Origin of the sequence: Peribacillus huizhouensis, from assembly GCF_014138605.1 — a bacterium.
Lineage (GTDB): Bacteria > Bacillota > Bacilli > Bacillales > DSM-1321 > Peribacillus > Peribacillus huizhouensis.
The window spans coordinates 708,383-715,094 of record NZ_JACJHX010000001.1; the positions used below are offsets into that span (position 1 = coordinate 708,383).

At 38.2% G+C, this 6,712-nt stretch carries 5 protein-coding genes and 1 pseudogene; 3 read left to right on the forward strand and 3 right to left on the reverse strand.

All coding sequences use genetic code 11. The features are described from left to right. Positions 1-61: 61 nt before the first annotated feature. The 3 genes and pseudogenes from ald to HNP81_RS03245 form a co-directional block, all read left to right on the forward strand. Positions 62-1,195: an alanine dehydrogenase gene (gene ald / locus HNP81_RS03235; RefSeq protein WP_028393326.1), complete on the forward strand. Its 1,134-nt coding sequence runs from the start codon at positions 62-64 to the stop codon at positions 1,193-1,195. A gap of 391 nt (positions 1,196-1,586) precedes the next feature. Further along, complete coding sequence (gene liaG, locus HNP81_RS03240; RefSeq protein ID WP_182501529.1) at positions 1,587-2,444, forward strand: LiaG family protein; 858 nt, start codon at positions 1,587-1,589, stop codon at positions 2,442-2,444. 146 nt (positions 2,445-2,590) lie between these two features. Further along, positions 2,591-2,867 (forward strand): annotated as a pseudogene (locus HNP81_RS03245) (DUF2935 domain-containing protein); the annotation flags it as partial. 286 nt (positions 2,868-3,153) lie between these two features. Here the strand turns inward: HNP81_RS03245 and HNP81_RS03250 are convergent. From HNP81_RS03250 to proC, 3 genes are all read right to left on the reverse strand, one after another. Further along, positions 3,154-3,912: a YqjF family protein gene (locus HNP81_RS03250; RefSeq protein WP_182501530.1), complete on the reverse strand. Its 759-nt coding sequence runs from the start codon at positions 3,910-3,912 to the stop codon at positions 3,154-3,156. A gap of 149 nt (positions 3,913-4,061) precedes the next feature. After that, positions 4,062-5,429, reverse strand: coding sequence for an FAD-binding oxidoreductase (locus HNP81_RS03255; protein WP_182501531.1), 1,368 nt, complete (start codon positions 5,427-5,429; stop codon positions 4,062-4,064). A gap of 152 nt (positions 5,430-5,581) precedes the next feature. Next, entirely contained in the window at positions 5,582-6,391 is an 810-nt protein-coding gene (proC, locus tag HNP81_RS03260) for a pyrroline-5-carboxylate reductase (protein ID WP_028393330.1), read from the reverse strand. Positions 6,392-6,712 lie beyond the last annotated feature (321 nt).

The following is a 6,712-nucleotide window of genomic DNA, read 5'->3' on the forward strand; positions in this document are numbered from 1 at the left end:
CTGATGCAGTTATAATTTGTGTACAAAGAGTAATTTTCTTTTGAAATGGAGTGATTTAATTATGCGAATTGGAATCCCTATGGAAATAAAAAACAACGAAAATCGTGTTGCTATTACTCCTGCCGGTGTTGTCGCTTTACGTAACGCTGGTCATGAAGTATATGTTGAAAAAAATGCTGGTGTAGGAAGCAGCTTTTCAGATGAATCTTATCTAGCTGCTGGAGCTATTATTGCTGAAACAGCCGAAGATGTTTGGTCCACATCGGAAATGATTCTTAAAGTAAAAGAACCTATCGCGTCAGAATATCAATATTTTCGAAAAGATTTAATTCTTTTCACATATCTACACCTAGCTGCGGACTATAATTTAACTAAAGCGCTTAAAGATAGTGGTGTTTTGGCAATTGCCTATGAAACAGTTTCCGTGCACAACACGCTTCCATTATTGACGCCAATGAGTGAAGTTGCAGGTAGAATGGCTGCACAAATAGGCGCTCAATTTCTAGAAAAACCTCATGGCGGTAAAGGAATTTTATTAAGTGGTGTTCCTGGTGTAAAACGTGGAAAAGTAACAATTATCGGTGGTGGAGTTGTCGGTACGAATGCGGCGAAAATAGCCGTCGGTTTAGGAGCAGATGTCACGATTATTGATCTCAGCCCTGACCGTCTTCGTCAATTAGATGATATCTTTGGTAATCAAATTTCCACATTAATTTCTAACCCATATAATATAGCACAAGCTGTATCTGAATCTGATTTAGTCATTGGTGCCGTATTGATTCCTGGGGCAAAGGCACCTAAGCTTGTTACAGAAGAAATGGTAAAAGCGATGTCTCCTGGTTCTGTTGTCATTGATGTTGCAGTTGACCAAGGTGGAATTTTTGAAACGGTCACCAAAATTACCACTCACGATCAACCGACATATGTGAAGCATGGAGTAGTCCATTATGCCGTCGCAAACATGCCTGGAGCTGTCCCAACTACTTCAACAATTGCCTTAACAAATGTAACAATCCCGTACGCACTGCAGATTGCCAATAAAGGAGCCGTGACAGCCATTCTTGAAAACGAAGCTCTGGCAAAAGGAGTAAACGTCGCAAACGGCGAAATTACCTTCGAGGCAGTAGCCAAAGACCTCGGCTTTAAGTACGTACACGTTGAAACCGCATTAAAAAACGAAAATATTAATGCATAAACAACCTAAAACATCAAAACCCTCTTAGAACTACTCACAAATGAAAAAAACAGTGATAAGAGTCTACTCAAAGGGTCTGGCTTCACACTCTATACACCGTTAATCGTGACATGTTCACGTCTTAAACGATTTATAGTAGATGTGGGTCCGGACCCTTTTGTTTTGAACATTCTTTCAAAAATTTGATATTTATCGATTGATTATTACGTTCATCTTTAGTTTTACGTTTATCCCAATCTACTTAACCTTCAGTTAAAAACAATGATGGAAGTTTCAGTTGATTAATACGCCTCAAGTCTTAGCAATAAATAATTCCTCCGCTCATTGTTTAAACAGCAGTATTTCCCTAAAATAAACTTATCGAAAACAAATCGCTAACGGAGGTTTTATTGTGAAAAATTATCTAATGATTTTTCTTGTGGTTATCGGGATTGGCCTATTATTTACAATATCCAATACAATTCCATCGCTTTTTAATCATGCGGAATCAAATCAGGCAAAAATAACAAAAGAAATAGATACACTTGATTTTCACATTTCAAGTGTAGAGGCGATAGTCGTCCCAGAAAAAAGGTCAAATATACAAGCTAAGTTAAGTGGCAAGGGTACTGTCAACGTGAGACAAAAAGGGAATAAAATAATAATAGAATACAAGCGTAAATGGTTTGAGCAAATTGGATTTTTCAGTTCCCCTAAACTTACGGTTTATATTCCTGAAGATTACAATAAAAGCATGGACATTTCCGTGTCATCTGGCAGCTTAAAGTTTGCTGGTGACTCAAAGAATCATCCAATGGAACTTAAAGATCTTTCAATAAACATCGGATCAGGACACGCAGATTTATCCAATCTTACGGTAGATACCTTTACTTCCGTAGTTTCATCTGGAAATTTTGAAGTGAACTCTGTTACATCAAATGCTGGAGACTTTGACGTGAGCTCTGGTAGACTGGTTGTCAAACATTATAGTGGTGAACTGCAAGCTGAGGTTTCGTCTGGCCTTCTTAATATCCAACTTGATGAATTAACCGGTCCAGCTGACGTTACAGTAAGTTCAGGTTCCGTCAAATTAGATTTACCTGAAGACGCGGATTTTACTCTTCATGGCAAAGTTAGCAGTGGTGTCATTCATAATAACTTTCAATTAAAAAACGAAATAACATCAGATAAGAAAATTGCGGGAACGTATGGCTCTGGCAAATATCCGGTGAACCTACAAGTTTCGAGCGGAGCCGTCACTGTTCATTAAGTGCCCTTGTTCATTTATCCAGCAAAATATTGGAACCCCCTGCTAAAATGTATGACTACCAGAAGTATCACATATAGATGAAAGTAGCTTGTGATAAAAAAAAGGGGGGGATAATGGCAAATGAATTTGTAACTAGGTCATTAGACTTTAGTCATGATTTTGATCAACTGATGTACCAAGCAATGGATTTGGAGCATATAAGACCAGAATCTGAAACACCTCCTTCTAGACCAATTTTTAGACCAAAACAGAGCTTCCGTCGTTTCACTAAGGGACTTCAAGAAAACAGCGCGAGATTTAATCGAAGCATGCCGGATAAAAAGTAATATCCACCCTCTTCTAGCTGATCATGTATTTAGGGAAGCAGAAAGGTTTATTGAAATTATCGATATGTTCGAAGCTCATCTTCAAAATAGTCATTGATCATCTTCTTTAAGAAAATGCAAGAAATTACAAAAAGGAAGTTTCCCATTTTTTGGGGTGGAAGCTTTCTTTTTTTGCTTTATTAAACTTGTCTGTTGATTGGAACGTAAGGCATTCATTCTAATCAACAGAGTGCAAAAATCAACAATGAGGTTTAATATAGCCTTTTTATAGTAAATAATCAATAAACGACACCATTAGATGTTTATATTGAATTCTACTTAGCAAAGATTGTTTTTTTGTTCGCTCGACTACAATGCTATTTCCCATTTTTTTAGATTTTTACTTACTTCAATCTCTCTCCTACCCTCTTCGGTGGATAGCAGAAAACTCTTCTTTGCTTTGAGTAATGCAGTAAACTAGGAGTATTCGGACAGTTATCAGCAGATAAAAAGGATATCATTGTATTGATTGAAGTGGTTGCTGTCGCATTTGACACCTTCCATTGATCATGATGAATATCTCCTCTAATGAGATATTTCCCCCTAAACGAATACATACAATATCGCTCTAACAACCAGTGATCTAAAGTTCCTGGCAGTGTTTCAAACAACACATTTCCCGGCTGATAAGTTAGATTTATTTTTTCTGAGGTGTTTTTATCTGATAGCCTATAGCTCTTAAATTGGAAAGCATTTTTCATCTGCATAAATTCCATATTGGCATTTTTATAAGGAAGCCCTATCGCGGTTTTTAGTCCAATCACAAAGAGGGGATGATTCGCATCTAGGCTAAAAAAATAGATACCTGGGATATCTTTATACTTTACATATGTTCTCACATTTATCTCCAAATAGGCATTCAGCAATGGAAGGGATGGTATTCCCCTTCCCTTCATTTTTGTGACCCTAAATGGAATAATCGTGATCCATGCCCTATTTTGATAAACATCAAGTTCGAGTTCAAGTGGTACGTAATTCCTTAAAACATTCGGATCCATTGGATAATGGATAAATAATAAGTCCTCCCACACTTGGCTCAATAACCAAGGTAAAGAAGGCAATGGAAAAGGTCGGTGATCAAGCTGCATAAATTCGTCATGCATGAATCTTTCTCGCTCCTATCATTAAAACGCATTTATTTTACCTTATCCTATACTCCTATATTTATGAATATGATGAGAAACAACCGCACGAAAAGTTATCCTGACTTTAAGATCACTCATTATTTAGAAGCCGAGATGGTTTATTCTATTTAATCCATAAATATTTTTCCTGGATTTAGTATCCCTTTCGGGTCTAAAACTTGCTTAATCGCTAACATGACATCATATGCATTTCCATGTTCGCGACGCTGGTAAATCCTTTTGCCTATTCCGACCCCATGTTCACCTGTACATGTTCCACCACGACTAAGTGCATAGTCAACAATTTCTGCATTTAACCGCTTCGCTTCGGCTACTTCAATTGGATCTGTCAAATCCAACATAAAGAGCACATGATAGTTTCCATCCCCAACATGACCGGCAATGGCTCCTTCTACTTTCGATCGGTCAATTTTTTCGCGAGTGTTCAAAATCGCCTCCGATAATTCATGTAGTGGAACACTGACGTCAGTAGACATAAGCTTCTTTCCAGGTGAACTATGAATCAAAGCATATGCCAGCTTATGCCGCGCTTCCCATAATTCATTTCTAGCGATAGAATCAGTTTCAAACGTAATATTCTCACAACCTAAATCACGAACAATGTCCTTTGCAAACTCTACATCTTGAGCTAAGCCTGCTGCGTTGCCATGAAATTCAAGGAATAGAGTAGGTTTTTCTTCATAAGACTTGTTCATATAGGTATTCACCTGTGTGATTGAACGCGCATCAACTAGTTCAATTCTTGCAATTGGAATGCCAGCAGACATAATTCCATTCACAGCTGAAAGCGCTCGCTTTACTGAAGGAAATGAGGCTCTACCTGCGACAATTTCTTCAGGAATGCCGTACACTTTAAGAGTCAATTCGGTGAATACACCTAGAGTCCCTTCTGAACCGACAAACAGCCCATTTAAATGTAGCCCTGACGAAGATTTCGTTGCCAAGCTTCCGGTATGGATGATTTCCCCATTGGCTAATACTACTTCAAGGTCACGAACTTGATCACGCATGATCCCGTATCTAACCGCAGTTGTTCCACTAGCATTTGTCGCTGCCATCCCACCAAGAGTTGCATCTGCACCTGGGTCAACCGAAAAGAACAGTCCATATTTCTTTAGAGCCTTGTTGAGCTGTGTGCGCGTAACCCCCGGCTGAACTTTGACTAAAAAATCTTTTTCTCGTACTTCAATCACCTGGTTCATCAGTGACATATCCAGTGAAATGCCACCATTAGAAGGAATCGTATTCCCTTCCAAACTTGTGCCGAGTCCAAAAGCAACGACAGGAATTTCCTGTTCATTTGCGAATTTTAATAATGCACTCACTTCCTCTTTACTTTCTGGAAATGCGACGACATCTGGCAAATATGGAGTATGATAGGACTCATCCCGGCTGTGCTGCTCTAATACCGTATGATTAATCGTTACCCGGTCTTCTGCTAATAGACTTTTCAGTACTTTCACGTAATCTACCATAATGTCTCTCCCCTTCATTAATCGTTGTCCAACTTAATCTTAATTCATATTAACGGAAAATTAAATATATTCACACTCCTGTTATAGAAATAAACTTCGTATAGTTTGCTCGAAAAAAAAAAGCCAATCGCAACTGGCTTTTCTCCCATTCTTTATTCGTCATCTAATCCTTTACTTTTCCGAGTGCATGCTTTCATAGCATTCAAGATCGATGCCCTGAAATTACTTTCTTCCAATGCAGCTACAGCTCGAATCGTTGATCCTCCTGGTGTGCATACATCATCCTTCAAACTTCCAGGGTGCTTTTCGGTATCAAGCACCATTTTCGCAGCTCCGAGTACAGCTTGGGCAGCTAATTTGTACGCTTGCTTTCTCGGAATACCATCTCTGACACCGCCATCAGCTAATGCTTCAATAAACATATAGACGTAGGCGGGTGAAGAACCACTAATAGCAGGCACTGCATCCATTAATTCTTCTTTCAGCAGTTCTGTTTTTCCGAACGCATTCAAGATTTCTTCTACATCCGCCAAATCTTTTTCAGTGATTAATTCATTGATGGATAATACCGTCATTCCTTCTCTAACTAATGAGGGTGTATTTGGCATCGTCCTTACTAATTTAACTGCCTTACCGAAAGCAGACTCCACCGTTTGAATGGAAATGCCTGCTGCAATCATTATAATAATAGCCTCTTCTTTCACATCATATTTAATTTCTTCGATCACTTTCGCATAACTTGATGGTTCAACTGCTAAAAATAAGATATCTGCAAACTGGGCAATCTCTTGATTATTTAGCGATCCTTGAACATGAAGTTTTTCCCTAACCATTCGTAACGTATTTTCTGAGCTTGTACTTACCTTTATTGAGTCAGCTGGAACAACACCCGCTGTAATCATCCCTAAAACCATCGCCTGTCCCATTTTTCCACAGCCAATAAATCCTATTTGTTTATTCATGTAAGACACATCCTATTTGAATATTCTTTACGATCCAGTTTAACAATACATCATTGAAAACAAAAACCAATGATGGAAGGTTCACTTTATTATAAGATGATTTAAATGAACTATGCTATTATTTAGCAATTAAGATATTTTCATAAATACATTTCAATAAAGTGCACTTCTATCAGTGGGGGTTTTACTGACCATTAATGTGGGATAAATGAAATTAAATTGTTTTTTAAGGCTCTTTTCGTAAAGATTGTTGTTTTTAGCAAGAAACCAATTCGAACAGATGTTGATCTTCGTTACAGGTGCGAGACTCCTGCGGGAAAA